The 21675-nt window shown below is 71.2% G+C and carries 18 protein-coding genes and 1 pseudogene; 7 read left to right on the forward strand and 12 right to left on the reverse strand.

Going from position 1 to position 21675, the window contains the following annotated elements; translation table 11 throughout:
- Positions 1-45: 45 nt before the first annotated feature.
- Entirely contained in the window at positions 46-954 is a 909-nt protein-coding gene (locus tag C6N31_RS17215) for an SDR family oxidoreductase (protein ID WP_138353554.1), read from the reverse strand.
- A 90-nt stretch (positions 955-1044) separates the two neighbouring features.
- Here C6N31_RS17215 and C6N31_RS17220 point away from each other — a divergent pair, with 90 nt between their 5' ends.
- Complete coding sequence (locus tag C6N31_RS17220) at positions 1045-1971, forward strand: cyclase family protein (RefSeq protein WP_138353553.1); 927 nt, start codon at positions 1045-1047, stop codon at positions 1969-1971.
- A 198-nt stretch (positions 1972-2169) separates the two neighbouring features.
- Here the strand turns inward: C6N31_RS17220 and C6N31_RS17225 are convergent.
- The 4 genes and pseudogenes from C6N31_RS17225 to C6N31_RS17240 form a co-directional block, all read right to left on the reverse strand.
- A pseudogene (locus tag C6N31_RS17225) lies at positions 2170-2577 on the reverse strand (ATP-binding protein); the annotation flags it as partial.
- 374 nt (positions 2578-2951) lie between these two features.
- The gene (locus C6N31_RS17230) at positions 2952-4073 is read right to left on the reverse strand and encodes an acyl-CoA dehydrogenase family protein (protein ID WP_198357786.1); all 1122 of its coding nucleotides are present in this window, start codon (positions 4071-4073) and stop codon (positions 2952-2954) included.
- A 30-nt stretch (positions 4074-4103) separates the two neighbouring features.
- Positions 4104-5270 (reverse strand): acyl-CoA dehydrogenase, encoded by a 1167-nt coding sequence (locus tag C6N31_RS17235; protein ID WP_138353551.1) that lies wholly within the window; start codon positions 5268-5270, stop codon positions 4104-4106.
- A 7-nt stretch (positions 5271-5277) separates the two neighbouring features.
- Positions 5278-6537 (reverse strand): amidohydrolase family protein, encoded by a 1260-nt coding sequence (locus C6N31_RS17240; protein ID WP_232485317.1) that lies wholly within the window; start codon positions 6535-6537, stop codon positions 5278-5280.
- A gap of 164 nt (positions 6538-6701) precedes the next feature.
- On the opposite strand from C6N31_RS17240, the gene C6N31_RS17245 reads away from it, so the two are divergent.
- Both C6N31_RS17245 and C6N31_RS17250 read left to right on the forward strand, forming a co-directional pair.
- Positions 6702-8378, forward strand: coding sequence for a class I adenylate-forming enzyme family protein (locus C6N31_RS17245; RefSeq protein ID WP_138353550.1), 1677 nt, complete (start codon positions 6702-6704; stop codon positions 8376-8378).
- A gap of 236 nt (positions 8379-8614) precedes the next feature.
- Positions 8615-9820 carry a tetratricopeptide repeat protein gene (locus C6N31_RS17250; protein WP_187144914.1) on the forward strand — a complete coding sequence of 402 codons (1206 nt, stop codon included), beginning with the start codon at positions 8615-8617 and terminating at the stop codon, positions 9818-9820.
- Positions 9821-9896: 76 nt separating this feature from the next.
- On the opposite strand, the gene C6N31_RS17255 is transcribed toward C6N31_RS17250, so the two are convergent.
- Positions 9897-10268 (reverse strand): STAS domain-containing protein, encoded by a 372-nt coding sequence (locus tag C6N31_RS17255; RefSeq protein WP_138353549.1) that lies wholly within the window; start codon positions 10266-10268, stop codon positions 9897-9899.
- Positions 10269-10580: 312 nt separating this feature from the next.
- Between C6N31_RS17255 and C6N31_RS17260 the strand changes: the two genes are divergently transcribed.
- Both C6N31_RS17260 and C6N31_RS17265 read left to right on the forward strand, forming a co-directional pair.
- The gene (locus C6N31_RS17260) at positions 10581-11138 is read left to right on the forward strand and encodes a sigma-70 family RNA polymerase sigma factor (protein WP_198357787.1); all 558 of its coding nucleotides are present in this window, start codon (positions 10581-10583) and stop codon (positions 11136-11138) included.
- Positions 11135-12268 carry a maleylpyruvate isomerase family mycothiol-dependent enzyme gene (locus tag C6N31_RS17265; RefSeq protein ID WP_198357788.1) on the forward strand — a complete coding sequence of 378 codons (1134 nt, stop codon included), beginning with the start codon at positions 11135-11137 and terminating at the stop codon, positions 12266-12268. Before C6N31_RS17260 ends, C6N31_RS17265 begins: the two co-directional genes overlap by 4 nt.
- Positions 12269-12292: 24 nt before the next feature.
- Here the strand turns inward: C6N31_RS17265 and C6N31_RS17270 are convergent, their stop codons facing one another.
- From C6N31_RS17270 to C6N31_RS17285, 4 genes are all read right to left on the reverse strand, one after another.
- Positions 12293-13963 carry a hypothetical protein gene (locus C6N31_RS17270; protein ID WP_138353546.1) on the reverse strand — a complete coding sequence of 557 codons (1671 nt, stop codon included), beginning with the start codon at positions 13961-13963 and terminating at the stop codon, positions 12293-12295.
- 164 nt (positions 13964-14127) lie between these two features.
- Positions 14128-15078: a glycosyltransferase family 2 protein gene (locus C6N31_RS17275; protein ID WP_138353545.1), complete on the reverse strand. Its 951-nt coding sequence runs from the start codon at positions 15076-15078 to the stop codon at positions 14128-14130.
- A complete protein-coding gene (locus C6N31_RS17280) occupies positions 15075-15812 on the reverse strand; it encodes a glycosyltransferase family 2 protein (protein WP_138353544.1) in 738 nt (245 codons plus the stop codon). The genes C6N31_RS17275 and C6N31_RS17280 overlap by 4 nt, the downstream gene beginning before the upstream one ends.
- Positions 15809-16225 carry a DUF2304 domain-containing protein gene (locus C6N31_RS17285; RefSeq protein WP_198357789.1) on the reverse strand — a complete coding sequence of 139 codons (417 nt, stop codon included), beginning with the start codon at positions 16223-16225 and terminating at the stop codon, positions 15809-15811. Before C6N31_RS17285 ends, C6N31_RS17280 begins: the two co-directional genes overlap by 4 nt.
- A gap of 307 nt (positions 16226-16532) precedes the next feature.
- On the opposite strand from C6N31_RS17285, the gene C6N31_RS17290 reads away from it, so the two are divergent.
- Complete coding sequence (locus C6N31_RS17290; RefSeq protein ID WP_198357790.1) at positions 16533-17858, forward strand: lipopolysaccharide biosynthesis protein; 1326 nt, start codon at positions 16533-16535, stop codon at positions 17856-17858.
- Positions 17859-17986: 128 nt separating this feature from the next.
- Entirely contained in the window at positions 17987-19597 is a 1611-nt protein-coding gene (locus tag C6N31_RS17295) for a N,N-dimethylformamidase beta subunit family domain-containing protein (RefSeq protein WP_138353541.1), read from the forward strand.
- A gap of 114 nt (positions 19598-19711) precedes the next feature.
- Here C6N31_RS17295 and rfbD read toward each other — a convergent pair whose 3' ends face one another.
- Both rfbD and rfbB read right to left on the reverse strand, forming a co-directional pair.
- On the reverse strand, positions 19712-20629 hold the full coding sequence (rfbD, locus tag C6N31_RS17300) for a dTDP-4-dehydrorhamnose reductase (RefSeq protein ID WP_138353540.1): 918 nt from the start codon (positions 20627-20629) through the stop codon (positions 19712-19714).
- Complete coding sequence (gene rfbB / locus C6N31_RS17305; protein ID WP_138353539.1) at positions 20626-21612, reverse strand: dTDP-glucose 4,6-dehydratase; 987 nt, start codon at positions 21610-21612, stop codon at positions 20626-20628. The genes rfbD and rfbB overlap by 4 nt, the downstream gene beginning before the upstream one ends.
- Between the last annotated feature and the right edge of the window lie 63 nt (positions 21613-21675).

Here is a 21675-nt window from a genome sequence, read left to right on the forward strand (position 1 = left end):
GTCATCGGGCCGATCATGAAGAGCCGGACGGTCGTCAGACACGGCCTAGGCGTTGGGCCGCTCGGCGGCGGCCGCTGCCGCGCGCATCGCCTCCAGTTGTTCGAGCATCGGCATCGGGTCGACGCCGATGGTTCCGGGCAGGACGTCCGCGATGCGTTCCGGCGTCCAGGGCCCGTCGCCCCAGGCCGACCGCAGTTCCCGCGGCTGCGCCCAGACGGCGATCTTCGGTCCGGCGACGGTGTAGACCTGCCCGGTGATGGCGGAGGCGCGCTCGGAGAGCAGGAAGACGACCATGGCGGCCACGTCCTCCGGTTCGCCGATCTCCTTGAGCTCCATGGGCACGTTGGCGGACATGCGGGTGCGGGCGACCGGGGCGACGCAGTTCGCCGTCACCCCGTACTTGTTGAGGCCGAGTGCGGCGCTGCGCACCAGCGAGATGATGCCGCCCTTCGCCGCCGAGTAGTTCGGCTGCGAGACGCTGCCCTGGTGGTTTCCGCTGGTGAAGCCGATCAGGGTGCCGGCTCCCTGCTTGCGCATGACCGCGGACGCGGCCCGGAAGACGGTGAAGGTGCCTTTCAGGTGGGTGGCGATGACCGGGTCCCACTCCTCCTCGGCCATGTTGAAGAGCATCCGTTCGCGCAGGATGCCAGCCACGCACACGACGCCGTCGATGCGCCCGTACGTCTCGACGGCCGTGGTGACGATGCGCGCGCCGCCCGCCATCGTCGACACGTCGTCGGCGACGGCGACGGCTTCACCGCCCGCCGCCTGGATCTCCTTGACGACCGACTCCGCGATCTCGCTCGCCGGTTCGCTCGCGCCGTCGATCGAGACCCCGTAGTCGTTGACCACGACCTTGGCCCCCTCGGCGGCGCAGGCGAGCGCGACCGCGCGCCCGATGCCACGCCCGGCACCCGTAACAGCGACGACTTTTCCGGTCAGGAAGTTGCCCACGTCCCGCCCCTTCTCATGGTTTCTGACGGACCGTTAGATTCTAGGAGTGAGTACACACCCCAGCACAAGCCCTACGACCAGGAGGCCGCTGTGACGCTTCCCGCCGAGTTCCACGACATCGCCAAACGGATCAACAACTGGGGGCGGTGGGGCGAGGGCGACGAGATCGGCACGCTGAACCTGATCACCGACGAAGTGGTGCGCATCGCGGCCGGGACCGTACGCAGTGGCCGGCGCGTCCCGCTGGCCCTGCCGCTGCAGCAGGACGGGGTGCAGACCGGCATGATCCCCGGCCGGGTCAACCCGCTGCGCACCATGGTCGCGCTCAACCTGGAGATGTTCGGCCCGGGAACCATCGCCACCAGCGACGACGCCGTCACCATGGGCCTGCAGGCGGCCACCCACTGGGACGGCCTGACCCATGTCTCGCACTCCGGAAAGATCTACAACGGCCGTCCCGCCGACTCCGTCACCGCGCACGGCGGCGCCGCCTTCAGCGGCATCGAGAAGGTGACGACCCTGGTCTCACGCGGCGTGCTGCTCGACGTGGCCGCGGCCCGGAAGCTGGACCGGCTGCCCGGCGACCACGCGGTCACCCCCGAGGACCTGGAGGCGGCCGAGGAGCTGGCGGGGACCACGGTGCGCGCCGGGGACATCGTGCTGGTCCGCACCGGTCAGATGCGCTCCTACCTGGGCGGCGACAAGCACGGCTACGCCTTCCCGTCCCCCGGGTTGTCCATCAGGACGCCCGAGTGGTTCCACGCGCGTGATGTGGCGGCGGTCGCCAACGACACGCTCACCTTCGAGATCTTCCCGCCGGAGATCGAGAACCTCTGGCTGCCGGTGCACGGACTCGATCTCGTGGAAATGGGGATGCTGCAGGGCCAGAACTGGAACCTGGAGGAGTTGTCAGAGGCCTGCACCGAGGCGGGGCGGTACGAGTTCTTCCTGGATGCCACGCCCGAGCCCTTCGTGGGCGGGGCAGGCAGTCCGGTCGCACCGGTCGCAGTGCTCTAGGCGCTTCAGGCTGATCCGCTGCTCGGCGAGGGTCCGGTCGGCGAGGGTCCGGTCGCCGATGGTCCGGTCGGTCAGGGTCCGGTCGGCGAGGGGGGTCCGGTCCGTGAGGGCCAGGGGCCGGTCGGCGGCCCGGTGTCCAGCGCTCTGGCGCTCACCGGGCCGCTGGTCCACGGCCTCCAGACAGGCGATCCGCTCGGCGCGGTCCACCTCGCACCAGATCCGCTTGCCGGCTCCTTCGGGCTGCCAGCCCCACCGGTCGGCCAGCCCGTCCACCAGCTCCAGGCCGCGGCCCCCGGTCTCGTCCCGGTGCGCGTGCCGCGGGGTGGGCGGGCGGGCGCTGGTGTCCGCCACCTCGACCCGGACCGTCGAGTCAGAGGTGCCCGAGGCATCCGAGGTGTCCGGGAAGAGCATCCGCAGCACCGCCGGACAGCCGGTGTGCACGACCGCGTTCGTCACGAGCTCGGAGATCAGCAGAATCAGCGTCTCGGCGAGCGGTTCGTCGGCCCCTATGCCGGAGCCCAGAAGCCGTGAGCGCGCCCATCGCCTGGCCCGGCCCACTTCCGCGGGATCCGCGCCGACCTCGAGCTGAACCTGAAGCACCTGCACCGCTCACACCATCCGAACCGGCGGACACATCGCCTCGCGCCACAGCGGAGTCACCCTACGTGACGTCCATGTAGCACAGCATGATTGACCTACAGTCACCCCAACAAGCGCTTCGGGCATATTCCAGCGCAAAGGAGTACGCGTACCGCATACTGTGCGAAGCACATTTGGGGGCGTGTGGGGAGGATTCGAACATCCAGGCGTCCCAGGCGCGGCGCCCGCCCGGCTCCGCCGGGCGGCGACCACTCGGCGCCTCTGTACCTCTCGCACCCGATGGAGCGTACCCGAGCCGGACGCCGACTCCGGTCCGTCACGAGTAACGCGTAGGACACAACCCGATATCAACGCAGCGTCACTGATCATTCACGCGGCCTTCACTGGAGCAGTTCCCCGGCCAGCTCTTCCTCGTGGCGCTCCGTGTCCCCCCGCCCGGCGGCGAGCACCCAGGACCGCTTGATGTGGAGGTGTACGTCGGCCTCCCAGGTGAAGCCCATCCCTCCGAAGACCTGCAGGCAGTCACGTGCGTTGCGGGAGGCCGCGTCGTCGGCGAGCAGCCGCGCCGCGGCCGTCTCGAAGCCGTCGCCGGACACCGCCGCCGCGTAGACGGCCGTGCGGGCCATCTCCAGCCGTACGAGCATGTCCGCACACAGGTGCTTCACCGCCTGGAACGCCCCGATCGGCCGCCCGAACTGCTCACGTTGCCGGGCGTGTTGCACGGCCATCGCGAGGGTCCTTCCGGCGCTGCCGACCTGCAGGGCCGCGGTCAGCAGCGCGGCTTCCCGCCGCAGCAGGACCGGGTCGGCGCCCGCGAGGACCGGGTCGGCGCCTGCGGAAGCAGCTTCGACGCCCGCGCCACCGTCGAGTGCGCGGGCCGGGGGCAGAACGCTGCCGGGCAGGTGAAGGGGGGTGAGGGGGTCGACGGAACGGATCTCCGCCGCCGGATATCCGTCCGCGGCGAAAAGCCCGACGCCCGTCCCGCCGAGCTCCCCGGACCCGAACTCCTGGGACCCGGGCTCTCCGGCCCCGAGCTCCTGGGACCCGGGCTCCCCCAGCACCAGGACGGCGTCCGCGGCGCCCAGGTGGCCGACCGGGGCGGGCGGCAGCGCCAGGGCCACCAGCAGCTCCCCCGCCGCCGCGCCCGCCGCCACCGGCCCGGTCAGATGGGTCGCCGCCAGATGCGTACCGACCAGCGGCCCCGGCAGCAGGACGCGGCCGGCCTCCTCGAAGACGAGCACGGCCTCGGGCAGCCCGAGGCCCACCCCGCCGTCCGCCTCCGGCAGCCTGAGGGCGAAGAACCCGGCCTCCCCCAGCTCACGCCACAGCACCCGGTCGACCACCGGCGGGCCTCCCACCACGGAGGCACCGCCTGAGCCGGTCTCCAGGGCGTCGCCCGCGTCGACCGCCGCGCGCAGCGCCTCGCGAGGGAACCGCCCGGCGAGCAGCTCCCGCACACCCGTCCGCAATGCCTCTTGATCTTCTGTCGGTTGGAAATCCACGGTCGGCCCCCGCTCCTCGGCCCTCGGCCCTCAGCCCTTCGGGAGGCCGAGGATGCGCTCGGCCACGATGTTCTTCTGGATCTGCGATGTGCCGGCGGCGATCGTGTACGAGAGCGACGACAGCCGCTCCGCCGTCCACGGATGCCCGGTGTCCTGCGCGAGCGGCCCCAGAACCTCGGCGGCCGTGTCGTAGAGCTCCTGCCGGGCGTGCGAGTAGCGCAGCTTGAAGACCGACCCGCCGGTCCCGGGCACGCCCGTGCCGCCCGCCCGCAGCGAGCGCTCCGCCTCGCTGACGTTCCACTGGGTGAGCCGCCACAGGACGGAGAACTCGGCCGCGAGCCGGCCCAGCCCGCGCCGCAGCGCCGGATCGTCCCAGCTGCCGTTGGCCTTGGCGGCGCGCGCGACCTCGCCCAGGACGCGGCGGCAGGCGACGACCTCGCCGACGAAGGCGGTGCCGCGTTCGAAGGAGAGGGTGACCATGGTGACGCGCCAGCCGTCGTTCTCCTCCCCCACCCGGTTCTCGACCGGCACCCGCACCTCGTCGAGGAACATCTCGGCGAACTCCGTCGACCCCGCGAGGGTGCGCAGCGGCCGTACCGTGACGCCCGGGGCGTCCATCGGCATCGCGAGCCAGGAGATGCCGCGGTGCTTGGGCGCCTGCGGATCGGTGCGGACCAGCAGTTCGCACCAGTCCGCGACCTCCGCGTGCGAGGTCCAGATCTTCGAGCCGGTCACCACGTACGCGTCGCCGTCGCGCACCGCGCGGGTCCGCAGCGAGGCCAGGTCGGAGCCGGCGCCGGGTTCGCTGAACCCCTGGCACCACACCTCGTCGCCGCGCAGCACCGGCGGCAGCCAGCGCCGCCGCTGCTCGTCGGTGCCTTCGGCGGCGATGGTGGGCCCGGCGTGCAGCAGCCCGACGAAGTTGGCGCCCACATAGGGCGCGCCCGCCTTCTCCGTCTCCTCCAGGAAGATCAGGTGCTGCACCGGCGTCGCGCCCCGCCCGCCGGCGTCGACCGGCCAGTGCAGGCCCGCGTAGCCCGCGTCGTACAGCATCCGCTGCCAGCCGGCGTCGTACGCACGCCGCCCCGGCCAGTCGCGCGGGTCCGGCCGGGGCGGCAGCTTGGGCAGTACGTCGCCGAGCCAGGACCGCAGTCCGGCCCGGAACTCCTCCTGCTCCGCGGTGTACGTCAGATCCACGCTCGCCTCACCTACCGGATCCGCCGGCCGCGGGCGCGGGCGCGGGGCTCTGCCGTGCGAAGGACGAGAGGTCGAGACCGCGGTCGAAGTCGAGATCGAGCATCCGGATCGCGTTGCCGCGCATGAGCTTGTAGACGGTCTCGTCGTCGAGCCCCTTCATATGGTCCTCGGCGACCGCCTTGGTGTGCGGGAAGGTCGAGTCCACATGCGGGTAGTCCGTCTCGAAGGTCGCGTTGTCGCGGCCGACGACGTCCAGCGACGCGACCCCGTGCTTGTCGCGGAAGAAGCAGCAGAAGATCTGCCGGTAGTAGTACGTCGACGGCGGCTCGGGGATGATGTCGCGCACCCCGCCCCAGGCCCGGTGCTCCTCCCAGACGGTGTCGGCGCGCTCCAGGGCGTACGGGATCCAGCCCATCTGGCCCTCGCTGTAGGCGAGTTTGAGCGTCGGGAACTTGACGAGGACCCCGCTGAAGAGGAAGTCCATCATCGAGGCCATCGCGTTGTTGAAGCTGAGCGCGGCCTGGACGGCGGGCGGCGCGTCCGGGGAGGCGGCGGGCATCTGCGAGGACGAGCCGATGTGCATGTTCACGACCGTGCCGGTCTCCTGGCACACCGCGAAGAAGGGGTCCCAGTAGCCGGAGTGGATGCTCGGCAGGCCCAGGTGCGTCGGGATCTCGCTGAACGTGACGGCCTTGACGCCGCGGGCGGCGTTGCGGCGGATCTCGGCCACGGCCAGGTCGATGTCCCAGAGCGGGATGATGCACAGCGGGATGAGCCGGCCGCCGCTGTCACCGCACCACTCGTCGACCATCCAGTCGTTGTAGGCGCGCACGCAGGCGAGCGCGACCTCCTTGTCGTGCGCCTCGGAGAACGTCTGCCCGCAGAACCGCGGGAAGGTCGGGAAGCAGAGTGACGCCTCGACATGGTTGAGGTCCATGTCCGCCAGGCGTTCCTTCGGGTCCCAGCAGCCGCGGCGCATCTCGGCGCGGGTGATGCCCTCCAGGGTCATGTCGTCGCGGTCGAAGCCGACGGCGGCGATGTTCCGCTTGTACGGGAACTTGAGGTCCTCGTAGATCCACCAGTCGGTGGGCGGTCCGTCCGGGTCCATCGTGATCTGGTACTTCCCGGCGACGTACGCCAGCTCACCGATACCTGCGGTCAGCGGCTTCGGACCGCGGTCGCGGTACTTGGCCGGCAGCCACTTCTCGAAGAGGTGCGCGGGTTCGATGACATGGTCGTCGACGCTGATGATCCTGGGCAGTTCCATCGGCCTCTCCCTGCAGATCTGATGGATCGTCAGATTTAGAGTACGCACGCACGCACGTCGCGTCCATCGGCGTCACACCCCTGGACCGGCGGGGCCGCGCCGCATACGCTGCCGCCAGGATCTGACGCTACGTCAGGTGTGGTGACGGTACGGAGGAGACCGGCATGGACCCGACGCGGGAGAGCGGCACGGCCCCGACGCAGACCGGATCGGCCCCGGCACAGGGGACGGGCACGGCCCCGGCGCAAGGGACCGGCACGGTCGCGGCGCAGGAGACCCCGACCGCCGTCGCAGCGGCCCTCGGTGCATCGTCAACCCTCTGGGCGCTCGCCGCCCGCCGCGCCGAGCTCACCCCCGACGCCCCCGTCCTCCTCGACACCGACGGCCGCCGGATCACCTTCGGCCAGCTGTGCCACCGGGCCGAACGCGTCGCCGCCGGCCTCCACGACCTCGGCGTCCGGCCCGGCAGCCGGTTCGCCTGGCAGCTGCCCACCCGGATCGAGACGGTGCTGCTGACCTTCGCCCTCGCCCGGCTCGGCGCCATGCAGACCCCGCTCATCCCCTTCTACCGGGACCGCGAGGTCGGCTACGCGCTGCGCGAGGCCGGGGCGGAGTTCTTCGCGATACCCGGCGAGTGGCGCGGCTACGACTACGCGGCGATGGCCGACCGCCTCGCGCCGCGGCTGTCCCGGCCGCCGCTCCTGCTCACCACCTACGACCGGCTCCCCGACGGCGATCCGGCCGTGCTGCCGGAACCGCCCGCCGACGGCACCTCGGTCCGCTGGATCTACTGGACCTCCGGCACCACCTCCGACCCCAAGGGCGTGCTGCACACCGACCGCAGCCTCATCGCCGCCGGCGGCTGCCTCGCCCACGCGCTGCGCCTCACCCCCGACGACGTCGGCTCCATGGCCTTCCCCTACGCCCATGTCGCCGGACCCGACTACACCGTGATGCTGCTGCTCTACGGCTTTCCCGCGCTGCTCCTCGAGCACTTCGCGCTGCCCGCCTCGCTCGACGCCTACCGGGAGCACGGCGTCACGGTCGCCGGCGGCAGCACCGTCTTCTACTCGATGTTCCTGGCCGAGCAGCGCAAGGACCCCACCGCCAAGCTCATTCCCGGCCTGCGGCTGCTCGCGGGCGGCGGCGCGCCCATGCCGCCCGAGCTGTACTACGAGGTCACGCGCGAGATGGGCTGCCAACTCACCCACGGCTACGGCATGACCGAGGTCCCCATGATCACCATGGGCGCCCCCGACGACACCCCCGACCACCTCGCGACCACCGAGGGGCGCCCCCCGGCGGCCATGGAGATCCGCATCACGGACTCCGACGGCAAGCCGCTGCCCGCCGGCACCGACGGTGAGGTCAGGCTGCGCGGCGAGGCCGTCTGCCAGGGTTATCTGCACGCCGCCCAGACCGCCGAGGTCTTCGACCCGGACGGCTTCCTCATCACCGGCGACCTCGGCCGGCTCACCCCGGACGGCTATCTCGTCCTCACCGGCCGGCTCAAGGACATCATCATCCGCAAGGGCGAGAACATCTCCGCCCAGGAGATCGAGGACCTGCTCTACGAGCACCCCGCCGTCGCCGACGCGGCCGTCGTCGGACTGCCCGACCCCGAGCGCGGTGAACGGGTCTGCGCCGTCGTGGAACAGCCCGCCGGAGCGCCGCCGATCACTCTCGCGGACATCACCGGATATCTACGGGAGCACGGGCTGTCCGCCCACAAGCTGCCGGAACAACTGGAGATCGTGGACGCCCTGCCGCGCAACGACGTGCTGCGCAAGGTGCTGAAGTTCAAGCTGCGGGAGCGCTTCGGCGGCACCCGCTCCTCCTAGGCCGCGCCCCTCAGGAGACGCGGGACCCAGCAGAAACCAGCGGGAACACCGGGACGACCGGGACCAATGGGGCCACCGGCACCGTAAGGATTAGCGGGCCGTGACAGCCGCGGCCGGGCATGCCGCAACAGCCGCTAGTCTGCGTCTGCTGACCACGTAACTTCCGGGACGCGTCGCCGAGTTGACGCGCGCAGGACGTCCGGCCGCGTGGCGCGACCAGGTCTTGGGAGGCGGACGTGGCGGACGCTACGGACAGTGCGGTTGCGGCGCAGAGCGGTCCGCGGGACCGCCGGCCGGGCCGCGCGCAGGCGCAGGTGCACGCGGCGCGCCGGCTGGGCGAGGCCAGGATCGCGCTGGCCGCGGGCGACGCGGCCGGCGCGGCGGACCGGTTCCGCGCGGCGCTCGCCACCGCCGGGGACCACGAGCTCGCGGACGAGCAGGTCTCGGCCCTGCTCGGGCTGGGCGACTGCGCCCTCGAGAGCGGGGAACTCACCGTCGCCCGCGAGCACTTCGAGGCCGTGGAGAAGCTGCTGGCCGGTGAGCCGCTGCCGCGCCGGGCCGCCGCGATCCGCGGCCGGGCGGTCTCCCATCTGCTCGCGGGTGAACTGCGCTACGCCTGCTACCTGCTGGAGAGCGCGATCGACGGACTGCACGCCGCCGGAACCCAGGACCCGGACGCGCTGCTGCTCCTCCACACCGCCGTCATCGCCCCGTACATGGACATGGGCGCCCACGCCCGCGCCGCCCAGGCCGCCGAGCTCGCCCTCGCACTCGCCCCCAGCGCCACCGATCCCGCACTGGTCGCCGGAATGCACCGCAGTGTGGCCCGCACCCTCATCGCCGAGGGCCGGATCACCGAGGCCGACGCCTCGCTCGCCAAGGCACAGGAGCTGTACCAGCGCCTGGGATTCCGCTCCGACCTGGCTAAATGTCATTGGATGCGCGGGTATGTACACGCCCAGGACGGCAATCTGGAGCACGCGGAACGTGAACTGCGGCTCGCCCGCGACATGCTGGCGGCACAGCAGTCCGTGCTCTTCACCGATCAGGTGGAGGTGGAACTCGCCGACGTGCTGCGCCGGCGCGGCAGTCACACCGAGGCGGGCGAACTGCTCGCCCGGCTGCTCGACCGCATCGGTCCCGAGCGCGGCGCCATCCACGCGGCCGGCGCCCACCGGCTGCTCGGTCTGATCGCGCAGGAGGACGGCGAACTCGACGCCGCCGAGGAGCACTACGTCAACGCCCTGTCCCTGCTGGAACGCGCCGGCGCCGCCGGCGATCTCGCCGACCTCTGCCGGCTGCTGGGCGATCTGCTGCGCAGTACCGGACGGGTCGAGGCCGCCCTGGACGCCTATCGCACCGGCCTCGGCCACCGTGCCGCGATCGGCACCACCACACTGGGCCCGGCTCCGGCGAAGCCCACCAGACCACCGGCGTACTGAGACCGCCCGCGACATCCGGTGCGGACCAGGGCGTGTTGCGAAAGTCCCGCCTGGCCCACGGCGTCTGGCACGCGCCCTAGGCGGATATCGGCCGGGCCGAGTCGTCGGTCGCGGAAGCGAGGTCCGGATAGACGTCGAAGAGGCGGCGGACGCCGAGGGCGGCGAGCACCCGGTTCACATGGGACCCGTCGTCGGCGGCGCCCTGGTCCGGCAGCACGATACGGAGCCGGCCCGCGCACGAACGCATCAGTCGGCGCGCGGCGATCAGCACACCCACTCCGCTGGAGTCGCAGAAGCGCACCTCCGCGAGATCGAGGACCACGCTGCGCCGCCCGTCGGCGACCGCCTCGTGCACGTGCTGGCGAACGGTGGGGGAGGTCAGGAGGTCCATCTCGCCCGTGACGATCACCACGGCCCAGCCGTCCTGCTCGACCTGCGTTACTTCCACTGAGACTCACCTCGCGACGTCGCTGGGAGCAGCCCGGCCACCCTGGCGGTCCGCGGAGGCCCGGAAGGCCGCTCCTCGGGGAATTGCGACAGCGTCATCATGTGAACCCTATGCCCGGAATCCCGCACAGCCGAGCAGTACCGCGGTCACACCCGCATAACACATCGCCAGAAGCGGTCCGATACGGCGGCAGGATGGCGCAAAGGGGCGTACGCCGTCGTAGGTGGCGGTTACATTCGAACTGATGAGGCCGGGCAGGTCCGGCAGGGCGACGCGGCCGGCGGAACGCCGGCGCCGAGGGGAGAGGTTCGCATGGCGACACCGGCACCACCCCGCTGGGACCGCAAGATGCAGCAGCGTCTGGCCCGCGGGGAGGAAGCCGCGCTCGGCGAGCTGTACGACCGGTACGCGTCGCTGGTGCACAGCCTCGCCCACCGCGTGCTGGACGACGACGAGGCCGCGAACCACATCACCCGCGAGGTCTTCGGCTTCCTCTGGGAGAACCCCGACGCCTACGACCCGAGGCGCGGCTCGCTGCGCTCCTGGATCGCCGCGCTCACCCAGCGCCGGGCCGTGCAGCGGCTGCGCCATGCGGAGAACCGCGGCCGGAGCAGCCAGGACGAGATCGAGGCGAAGGTCCGCGAGGCCAATACCGCCGCCCGCGCCGACTTCATCGTCACCTCCATGCCGGCCCCGTTGCGCGACGCCCTCGAACTGGCCTACTTCCGGCGGCGCGACTACCGGCAGACCGCCGCCGACCTGGGCGTCACCGAGGACGAGGCCCGGCGCCGGCTGCGCCTGGGCCTGCAGCTGCTGTCCACCGCGATGGCACCCGCCGCGCCCGCGGGTCTCGACGGGTGGCAGCGGTGACCGCCGGGACGACGGGCCCCGGGCCGGACCGCGGACGACTCCCCCCGTACGACCACAGCACCCTCAAGTCCCTCCTCGGGGCCTGGGCGCTGGCCGCCTGCTCACGCGAGGAGTCGCTCGCGGTCGAGGTGCACCTCACGGACTGCGCGTCCTGCGCGGACGAGGCGCTGCGGCTGCGCGACGCCGTCGGCCTGCTGCACCAGGAGGAGACGCTCGACCTTGATCCGCTGCTGCGGTCCCGGGTGTTGTCGGGTTGTCTCGACCGCCGCCCGGCGCGCATTCCGGTGCCCGAATGGGCGGGTCCGTACGACGCGGAGTCCGCCCGGCTGGACGCGCTGCTGCGCGATCTCGGCGACGGCTACTGGGACGCGCCCGTCGAGCTGCGCTGGTACGAGGACAAGCGGGTGGCCCGTGAGGTCTCCGTCGCGCAGGTCATCGGCCATCTCTGCGCGGTGGACGGCCTGGTCGCGTCCGCGCTCGGGCTGCCCATCGACGAGCTGCCGTTCGATCCGGCGCAGCGCACCGAGAGTTACTGGGCCACGGCGCGGAACGTGCCGGGCGCCCCGTTGCGTGCCCGGTGGCGCGAGCAGAGCCAGACGCTGGTGCGCACGGTGTCCTTCGCCGGGCACGGGACCGCCGGACTGGACGTCGGATACGGCGCGTTCACGCTGCCGCTGCGGGACGCGTTCCTCGACCGGGCCTTCGAGTGCTGGATACACGCCTGGGACATCGCCGAGGCCGTCGACTACCCGTACGACCCTCCGGCGCCGCGCAACCTCAACCGCATGATCGACCTGGCGGCCCGGATGCTGCCCACCGCCATCGCGGGGCGCCGCCGGGCCGGACTCACGGCCTCCCCGGCCCGGCTCACCGCCGCGGGCTCGCCCGGCAGGTCGGTGCATCTGGAGGTCGAGGGCCAGGGCGGGGGGAACTGGTACATCGCCCTGGACTCGCCCGGAGCGCCGGCCACCGCCGAGGAGGCGGTGGCCCATGTCGCGCTCGACAGCGTCGAGTTCTGCCAGCTGGCCGCGGGTCATCTGGAGCCCGAGCGGATAGCGGTGGGCCAGGACGGGGACCGCGACGTCATCCGCGATGTGCTCTTCGCCGCCGCGTCACTGTCGAGGCTGTGACGCGGCGGCAGCTCCCCGCTCCTGCTACTTCTTCAAGTGGTCCAGCCAGGGGTGCTTCCGCGGAACGCACGCCTTCGGGTTGGTGTAGGCCGGGCACTTGCCGTCCAGCTTCGGCGTGATGTGCGCCAGCATCGACCGGTACGCGGGGTACAGCCCGGGCCCCGGCATGTACTTGTTGGCGATGGCGGAACCCGACATCCCGAACAGCAGCAGCAGACAGGCGAGCACCCCGGCGTGCAGCGGCAGACGGGCCCGGAGACCGCTCCTGGCGCCGCCGGCCGTGCCCGCGGGAGCGGACGAAGCAGCCGGTGTCAGCTTGGGGAGCTTGATCCGCTTGAGTCGCTGCACCCCGAGATAGATGGAGAATCCGCACAGCACGAGCAGGCAGTACATGATCTGCCACGACGTGCGCGGCCACAGCTGTACGGCGTTGTCCCGGTACATGTGCGAGGCGTACCACAGGCGCATCACCCAGGCGCTGGCCATGCAGGTGGCGGCGACGATGACCACGGACCGCCTGGCGCCCAGGATGAGCGAGACGCCGAGGCCGATCGCGAGCAGGATGGCGAAGAGCCCGACGCCGCCCAGCTCTCCCAGCGGCGGCCACTGGTCCGGCTTGCCGTTCTGCACCCAGAGCCAGATGGAGAAGTAGCCGGGGTCGGTGTCGGTGTCGACGTACATGTACCGGTCGACGTTGTCCGTCGACATCAGCAGGAGCTTGGAGAGGGTCCAGCCGGCCACGGCCAGGAAGACGAACGCGGTCGAGCCGAGCAGGATCAGCGCCCGCTTCGGGCCGGCCTTCCAGGGGAAGTACGCGAGCGTGAGCACGACCATGCCGGCCGCCGACCAGACGAACCATCCTGAATAGAGCAGGAAGTCCAGGCCGATCAGCAGCCCGAGCCCGGCTCCCACCGCGATCAGGCGCCTCGGTTCGGTGACCGGACTGCGCCGCAGTGCGCTCAGCAGCAGCGCCAGCGCCGGGATGAAGATGAAGAGCGACAGGTTGCCGTAGGGCTTGTACGGGTCGATCAGCGGGAGGGTGGGGACGACACCGATGATCAACGCCCACACCGGGCGCAGTATGGTCCGCCACATCAGATAGGCCAGCGGGCCGATGAGCGCGACGGTGACCAGCGAGAGCGTCTTGAGCGCGTAGCCGGTGTTGCCGTTGTAGAAGAGCTTGGCCCAGGCGGCGAGCAGGTAGATGTACAGCGGCGGGTACCCGGAATCGTCCGGGATGCCGTGCCCGGTGGCCACCGAGTGGGCGTACTTCTGGATGACCGAGGAGTCCGAGATCACACCGTTGATGGGCCACGGGGTGCCGTGCAGCGCCACCGCGACGCCGCCCGCGATCAGCCCGGTGAACAGGCCGGCGGTCGCCGCACAGGCCAGCCGTACCGCCCAGGTGTAGTGGACCGGCCGGCCGAAGCGCTGCACCAGCAGCACGGCGACGACGATCGCGATGGCGATGACCATGAACGGGAGCAGCATGGCGGCGAGGCCGCTGACCTGTCCCGGGCGCTTCATCGGGTTGACGTGGATGGTCGCGCTGTACAGCAGCAGCAGCGCGGCGGCGGTCATGGCCACACCCGCCTCGGCGAGCAGTCCCACCCACCGGCGCCCGCCGGGGGCCGCGGCTTGATCGCCCGGGTCCCTCCGGATCAGATTCCGCGGCCGCCAGTTCAACGTCGTCATCAATGCTCCCGTAACTTGTCGGCCACCCCCCTGGCGGTTGGTGGCCAACGGCTGCCGCACTCGCGTCGATCTAGATCGGGGTCGAGGATATCGGACAGCCTGTCCGCCCCCGCGTCGCCATCGGGCCGGGGACCCGGTCCCCGGCCCCACCTGCCAGGCGTTGGTCAGGCACTGCCGGCGCGGCCACCACCGATGGGCCCGAACGCGTGCCGGAGCATCGCGCGGGTACTTCCCTTCGGTCCACGGCGGGCCGTGGCCGGCAGCAGGGTGACCGCGTGCAGCCGTGAGGACCAGTACCGGCGCGAGGCCTTCGCGGCACGGTTCCAGCCGTGGGCCGTCAGCCGGTCGGACGTCTCCAGGAAGAACCGCCGCGCCTCGTCGAAGCGGTCCCCCGAGAGGGCCTTCGCGGACGACTCGCTGACGGCATGCCTGCGGTACTGGAAGGCCACGGTGTCCGTGACGACCATGGAGGCCCCGTCGAGCAGCAGGTCGACGACGAGCGCCAGATCCTGGATCACCCCGAGGTCGGCCCGGAAGCGGAACTTGCGCATCGCTTCGGTCCGCCAGCAGATGGAGGGGAAGTAGAGCCAGTTGCCGCGCAGCAGGCTCACGGCCAGGTCCTCGCCGCTGAGCGTGAGGGGGCGCGCGCCCTTCGGCGCGTAGAGCCGGTCCTTGGTGGTGTCCGCCAGGGTCCTGGACGGCCGGCCCTCGCCGTCGATGACATCGACGCCGGGCTGCACCATGGTCGCCTTCGGCTCATGGTCCAGGGCGGCGCGGACGGTGCGCAGATAGTTGGGCAGCAGCAGGTCGTCGCAGCCCATGAGGACGGTGTGCTCGCCCTCCGACAGCTCCACGCACCGGTTGAAGTTCCCGGTCACCCCGAGGTTGTGCTCGTTGCGGAGATAGCGGACGCGGTCGTCGGCGAGGGCGGCGAACCACTCCGGTACGCCCGCCTCCTTGCCGTCGTCGACCACGGTGAGCCGCCAGTCGTCCCCGTCCTGGGCGAGCACGCTGCGGACGGCGTCCTGCATGACGGCGACATCGCCGTAGTACGGCATCAGGATGTGGAAGCGGAGTCCGGCGGAGCCGCCGCCGGACGGATCCTGGTCCGTCATGCCGAGACCATCGTGTGCGGGGCCTGGGACGGCACCCGCCGGATCAGCGCGAGCAGCAGGACCAGGCCCGCGCGGGCCAGGTAGACCATCGCGCGCAGCGGCGAGTGGCTCGGCTTGCCGGTGGTGCGCGGCCGCATCGCGACCGGGACCTGCCGGACGGTGTAGCCGCAGCGGATCGCGCCGACGGTGCTCTCCACCGTGTCGCCGAGGTACTCCACCGGGTACCAGCCGGCGAAGAACTCGATCAGGTCGCGGTTGCAGGCGCGGAAGCCGGAGGTGGCGTCGGTCAGCCGGGTGCCGGCCAGCTTGGACATGACGCCGGACAGCAGCCGCATCGCCCAGCGGCGCGGGCCGCGGGCCTGGTAGTCGCCCTCGCCGCCGAAGCGGGCGCCGACGACCAGGTCGGCGTTGTCGAGCTCGCGCAGCAGGGCCGGCACATAGCTCGGGTCGTGCTGGCCGTCGGCGTCGATCTGGATCGCGACGTCGTAGTTGTACTCCAGCGCGTAGCGGTAGCCCAGCCGCATGGCACCGCCGACGCCGAGGTTGTACGGCAGGCGGGCGACGATCGCGCCCTCCGCCGCGGCGACCTTGGCCGTGCGGTCGGTGGAACCGTCGTCCACGACGAGGATGTCCGCGTCGGGCAGTTCCTTGTTGATCTCACCCAGGGTCGTCGCCAGCCCGGCGTCCTCGTTCCACGCCGGCACGATCACCAGTACCCGTCGGCCATCGATCATGCCCGGGCCTCGCGATCATCCGTAGTGGTGGTGGCAGTGGTGCTGTCGGTGCCCGTGTCGCCGTCGATGACGGGTTTCACCGCGTTGGCCGGCATCGGGTCGGCGGTCTGCGCCAAGTGCGCCCGGATCAGGGCAACTTCCTCGGCCAGGGTGCGCGTCTCGGCTTCGAGACGGCTGGACTCCCAGCTCAGGTGCAGTGTGACGAGCAGCACAAGGACGAAGCCGGCGAAGAGCACCAGGCTCACGCCGGAGGCGACGCCGAGCTTGTTGGCGATCGAGTCGAGCCAGGTCGGGAAGAAACCGAGCGGAGCGATGATCAGGCCGATGAGCAGCCACAGGGCCGCATACTTCTCGCGCAGTTGCTGGCGACGCAACAGCTCGACGATGCATCCGAGCACCGCCAAGCCGGTCACCGAGGTAAGTACGGACAATTGCACGATTCAGCCGTCTTTCCGGTCGGAGTACGAGGCTGCCGCGTCATACCGGCGTCGGCTGACGTCCAGGGAATGACCGGCTACCGGGCAGAGGGCGAAGAAGACGTCCCGCCAACCCGCGACTGGGTGGCGACGTCACACACGCTGCCGGACACGGCGCTCATGGTACCCCTTGGCCACAAGAGCCGAAAGCCGGGTGGACGCCCACGCCCCAGGGTCTCCGGGCCGCTGGGGGAGCCGGTCCGGCGACTACCTGTCATATCCCCCGGGGTATTCTTGCCGCCACATGAAGTCGCCCACAGCACTCCTGCGCACGCTCCCTTCCGGAACCCTTCTCGTCGGGGCCGGGGTGGCGGCGAACGCCGGCGCCTCGTACATCTTCCTGGCCCTGGCCGGCCGGACGCTCGGCCATGACGACATGGCCCAGATCTCCGTCCTGTGGTCGGTGATCGCCTTCGCGGGCATCGGGCTGTTCTTCCCCGTCGAGCAGGAACTGACCCGGGTGGTGGCCGCGCGGACCGCCGCGGGACTGGGCGCCGGGCCCGCCATCCGGCGCGGGATACTCACCGCGACGGCGATGCTGGCCGTGGTCCTGGCGGCGCTCGCCGCGGCCTCCGGTCCGCTGGCGAACCTGCTCTTCAACGGCGACCGGGCGATGGTCGCGGTCCTGGGCGCGGCCTTCGTGGGCTGGGCCGCCCAGCACACCGCGCGCGGCATCCTCGCCGGGTACGGGAACTTCCGCTGGTACGCCGTCCAGCTGACCGCCGACGCGGTGCTGCGGGTGGGCGCCGCGATCACGCTGCTGGCCGTACACGGCTCCTTCCTCGCGTTCGGCCTGGCGATGGCGCTGGCCCCGCTGCCCGCCGTGCTCCTGTGCCTGCCCGCGATGCGCCGGGCGTCCCGGCCGGGACCGGCCGCCGGCGTGGGCGAGATCCACAACGGCTTCGGCGTCCTGGTCGTCTCCACCACGCTGATGCAGGCCGTGGCCAATGCTCCGGTCGTCACCGCCAAGCTCCTCGACCCGGACAACACCCCACTGGTCACCGCCCTGGTCTCGGCGCTGATCCTGGTGCGCGTGCCGCAGTTCCTGGTCAGCTCGATGCAGGCGTCCCTGCTGGTGGAGCTCACCGGCCGGCACACCGCCGGCGACAAGGCCGGCTTCCTGCGCACGCTGCGCGGCAACCTGCTGATGGTGTCGGCGCTCGGCGCCGGCTGGGCGGTCGTCTGCGCGGTGATCGGCCCGGCCCTGAACGAGACGGCCTTCCACGCACCGCCGGCCCTCAGCTCCCTGGACTTCGGTCTGTTGGGTCTCGGCGCGGTCGCCCACCTCGCGGCGATCGTGCTCAGCAGCGGCACCCTGGCCACCGGCGGCCACCGCATACTGTGCGTCGCCTGGACGATCGGGGCCCTCGCCCTGGGGACCGCACCCCTGCTGCCCGGCGGCACGGCGCTGCAGGTCGAACTCTCCTACGCGATCGCCGCCGGCGCCGCCGCCGTCGCTCTGCTGTTCGGGCTGCGCTCCGGACTGCGCCATTTCGACCAGCCGTTCGACGCGAAGACCCGGGCACTGGTCGGGGACGCCGAGGCCCTCGGAACCGTCAAACCCGGGTGACACAGACCACATTCAGGTGGTGAACAGCCGGCAAAGGCCCGGCGAAGTTCACAGTCTTGTCACAGCGACCCGACGATCAGACAGCATCGACAAAGTCGGTTGCCGGACGCATGTACGGTCGCTGGACCATGAATGTGCGCCGTATCATCCTTCTTATGTGCGCCCTCGGCGCCCTCATCGCGATAGCCGTCCCGGCCGTTCCCTACGTCCTGGACCACACCCGCGATGCCGTCGCCGCGTCCGTGCCCGAGTCGGCTACCGGTACCGCCCCGCACAAGGTCGCCGAAGTCGCCCCGCCGCCACGGCAGTCGACCGGCGACTTCTCCGTGTCCAAGGAGAACGCCCTGCCCGGCACCCGTGCCTGGGAGGTGCGGAACCCCGGTCCGCAGAACGCGATCGAGGGATACACCAATCACGTCAGCGTGACGTCCGGTCAGCCGTTCGACCTGTATGTGTCGACCACGGCCAGCAGCTTCGAAGTCCAGGCCTTCCGGATGGGCTACTACGGCGGCAAGCAGGGCCGGCTGGTCTGGTCCTCGAAGTCGGTACGCGGTCAGATACAGCCGCCGGCCAAGGTCGTGCCGGGCATATTCATGGCGACCGCCCCGTGGAAGCCGTCCATGAGCATCGGCACCAAGGGCTGGCCCGAGGGCGACTACCTGCTGAAGCTCACGTCCAGGAAGGGCAACGAGCGGAACGTCCCGATCACCGTCCGCTCGACCTCCACCGCGGGCAAGACGGTGTTCGTCAACGCGACCGCCACCTGGCAGGCCTACAACTCGTGGGGCGGGCACAACATCTACGCGGGCCCTCCCGGCCCGCGTTCCTACGCGGAGCGCTCCCGCAAGGTGAGCTTCGACCGGCCCTACGACCGCGGTGGCAGCGGCCAGTTCCTGTGGCACGAGCTGCCCATGCTGGTCACCGCCGAGAAGCTGGGCCTGCGGATGGCCTACGTCACCTCGTCGGAGCTCGACAACATGCCCGAACTGTTCAAGGGCGCGCGCTCGCTGATATTCCCCAGCCATGACGAGTACTGGTCCTCGGGGATGCGGGACACCGCGACCAAGGCCCGCGACACCGGCATCAACATGGCGTTCTTCGGTGCCAACAACGTCTACCGCCACGTCCGCTTCGAGGCCTCGGCCCTCGGCGACCAGCGCTTCGTGACGTGCTACAAGGACCCGTCCGAGGACCCGATGGTGCTCACCGACCCGAACGAGGCGACGCAGCAGTGGCGGCTGCCGCCGAACCCGCGTCCCGAGAGTGAACTGCTCGGCGTCCAGTACGAATGGCTCGGCGTGACCGCGCCGTACGTCGTCACGGACGCGGACAGCTGGGTCTACGCCGGCACCGGCGCGAAGAACGGGTCGAAGTACCCCGGTCTGGTCGCCGTCGAGTACGACAAGCTGTTCACCGGGCCCGAGGTGCCGCGCCCGATACAGGCCCTCTCCGACTCACCCGTCACGCTGGGCAAGAAGCACAGCTTCTCCAACTCCACCTACTACACGACGCCTTCCGGGGCGGGCGTGTTCTCCAGCGGCACCCTCGGCTGGACCTGCACGGTCAACAACGACCGGTGCTCCTACCGTGTGCCGCAGAGCTCGGTGAAGTTCGCCCGCAAGGTCAGCGAGAACATCCTGACGGCGTTCCAGGCGGGCCCCGCCGGCGCGAAGCACCCGGCGGTCGACAACTACAACACGTACGCCAGGCCGCCCGCCGGCTTCTCCTACGCGCACTGACCCGCCGCGGGCCCTCCGAAGGGTCCGCGCGGGTGCACCGAACACGAAAAGCCCGACCGCAGTGGCGGCCGGGCTTTCGTGCGTCGTACCCGGTGGGCGTGACCGGTGGTGCGGCTACGGCCGCGGTGCGAACGTTCCTGCCGCGACCGCCGCCTTGAGCTCGTCCCGCCAGTCGGCCATCGCCGGGAGCCCGGCGGCGGACCAGCGGTCGTGGCCCAGCACGCTGTAGGCCGGGCGCTGGGCCGGCCGGACGAACTTGTCGGCCGTGGTGGGGCGGATCCGGTCGGGGTCCAGCCCCGACAGCTCGAACGCGGCGCGGGCCAGCTCGTACCAGGTGGCCTGGCCGGAAGCCGTGCCGTGGTACGCGCCGGCCGGGGCGTCGCCCGCGAGCGCGGCGCGGCCCAGCTCGGTGAGCCGGACGGCCAGCGCGCGGGCCCAGGTGGGCTGGCCGAGCTGGTCGTCGACGACGTCGAGCGTCTCGTGGGTGGCCGCCAGCTTCAGCATGGTCGCGACGAAGTTGCGGCCGTGCGCGCCGTACAGCCAGGCGGTGCGGACGGTGTAGCCGCTGTCGGGCAGCAGCTCGGCGACCGCGAGCTCACCGGCGAGCTTGCCGCGGCCGTACGCGTTGACCGGCCCGGTCGGGTCGTCCTCGCGGTACGGCTCCTTGGCGTCGCCGGGGAAGACGTAGTCGGTGGAGACATGGATGAGCAGCGCGCCCGCGGCGGCGCAGGCCGCGGCCAGATGGCGCACCCCGTCGCCGTTGACGACGGTGGCGGCGGCCTCGTCGGCCTCCGCGCCGTCGACGTCCGTCCAGGCTGCCGCGTTGACCACGATCCGGTGACCGCGGACCGCCGCGAGCAGCGCCGCGGGGTCGGTCAGATCCAGGTCGGCCCGGGTGGCGGCGGTGACGGCGGCGGCCGGGTCGGCGGCAAGCGCCGCCACGACCTCCTGGCCGAGCATGCCGCCGGCGCCGGTCACCAGCCAGCGGGTGCTGCCGGCGGCCGGGTCGTCGTTCGTCACGGCATCGCTCATGAAAGCGCCGCCTTGGCCTTCAGCGGCTCCCACCAGGCCCGGTTGTCGCGGTACCAGGCGACGGTGTCGGCGAGGCCCTGGTCGAAGCCGATCTGCGGCTCGTAGCCCAGCTCGGCGCGGGACTTGCTGATGTCCAGGGAGTAGCGCAGGTCGTGGCCCTTGCGGTCCTCGACGTACTCGACCATGTCCCAGCCGGCGCCGCAGGCTTCCAGCAGCCGGCCGGCGAGCTCCTTGTTCGTCAACTCGGTGCCGCCGCCGATGTGATAGACCTCACCGGCCTTGCCGCCCTGCAGCGCGAGCGCGATGCCCCGGCAGTGGTCGGAGACGTGCAGCCAGTCACGGATGTTGCCGCCGTCGCCGTAGAGCGGGACCTTCTTGCCGTCCAGCAGGTTCGTCACGAACAGCGGGATCATCTTCTCGGGGAAGTGATGGTGCCCGTAGTTGTTGGAGCAGCGGGTGACCACCACGTCCATCCCGTGCGTGCGGTGGTAGGCGAGCGCGATCAGGTCGGAGCCCGCCTTCGCCGCGGCGTACGGGGAGTTGGGCGCGAGCGGCCAGTCCTCGGTCCACGAACCTTCACTGATCGAGCCGTACACCTCGTCCGTGGACACGTGCACGAAGCGGCCGATGCCCAGCTTGTGGGCGGCGTCCAGCAGGGTCTGGGTGCCGAGCACGTTCGTGGTGACGAACGCGGCCGCGCCGGTGATCGACCGGTCGACGTGCGACTCCGCGGCGAAGTGCACCACCGCGTCATGGCCGGGCAGGACGGAGGCGACGAAGTCCGCGTCGCAGATGTCGCCGTGCGCGAACCGGTAGCCGGGCAGGTGGGCGACCGGAGCGAGGTTCTCCGGGTTGCCGGCGTAGGTGAGTTTGTCCAGTACGGTGACGGAGGCGGTCTCGAGCCCCGGCATCTCCCCTGACAGGACTGCGCGGACGAACTGCGAGCCGATGAATCCGGCGCCACCGGTAACAAGAATGTTCATGAGTGCCAGAGTCCAGTCAGGCCCCTACTGGGGGGCGGCGTAAGATGGTTTGCTTCGCCGTAA

The organism is Streptomyces fildesensis, assembly GCF_016107395.1.
GTDB classification, from domain to species: Bacteria; Actinomycetota; Actinomycetes; order Streptomycetales; family Streptomycetaceae; genus Actinacidiphila; species Actinacidiphila fildesensis.